General features: G+C 73.0%; 1 protein-coding gene. It reads left to right on the top strand.

What is annotated here, in order from left to right; genetic code table 11:
- Nucleotides 1–890 (top strand): dipeptide/oligopeptide/nickel ABC transporter ATP-binding protein (locus AU194_RS30795; RefSeq protein WP_157576616.1); only part of this gene is annotated, 890 nt, incomplete at both ends.

Genomic DNA, 890 nt, shown 5'->3' with positions numbered 1-890 from the left:
CACCCACGTCCTCGCCCAACCCGCCCACCCGTACACCCATGGGCTGCTGCGCTCCCGGCTGACACTCGACACCGCCCGAGACCGGCACCTGGCCGCACTCGCGGGATCGGTGCCCAACCCCGTCACACCGCTGCCCGGGTGCGCGTTCGTGCCGCGCTGCACGCTGGCGGGCGACGAATGCACCGCGGCGCCACCGGATCCGCTCGCCATCGGACCGGACCGGGTGAGCGCCTGCATCCGCCCGCCCGCCGAGGTCGCCGAGCGATTGGGTGCGGCGACCACCAACGCCGACGACACGTTCCCAGCCGTGTCCGGCGACCGGGCGCACATGCCGCCGTCGGTGGTACTGCGTGATGTCACCAAGACGTTCACGGTGGCCCGTCGGTGGTTCGACCGTTCGGTCGACGGGGACGGGAAACTGCATGCCCTGCGCGGAGTGTCATTGCGGGTCGGCCACGGCGAGTCGGTGGCACTGGTCGGTGAGAGCGGTTCGGGTAAGTCGACACTGCTGCGGGTGATCGCGGGCCTGGAGTCACCGTCGGGCGGTTCGGTCGACCTGGCGGGGGACCGGCGCCCGCAGATGGTGTTCCAGGACGCCGGCGCCTCGCTCACCCCCTGGCTGTCGGTGGGTGAGCTCATCGGTGAACGGTTGCGCGGCGCGGGACTGTCGCGGGCGGGCCGGCGCGAGCGGGTCGCCGAGGTGCTCGAACGGGTCGGGCTGCCCGCCGAGGTCGCGAAATCGCGGGCCGGCCAGCTCTCCGGCGGTCAGCGGCAACGGGTGTCGCTGGCCCGCGCCACGGTGGTCCCGCCGGAGGTGCTGCTCTGCGACGAACCGACCAGCGCGCTCGACGTGTCGCTGGCCGCATCGGTGCTCAACCTCATCGGCGACC

The sequence above is a fragment of the Mycobacterium sp. GA-2829 genome (assembly GCF_001499965.1).
Taxonomy (GTDB): domain Bacteria; phylum Actinomycetota; class Actinomycetes; order Mycobacteriales; family Mycobacteriaceae; genus Mycobacterium.
This window is presented reverse-complemented; position numbering and strand designations above follow the sequence as displayed.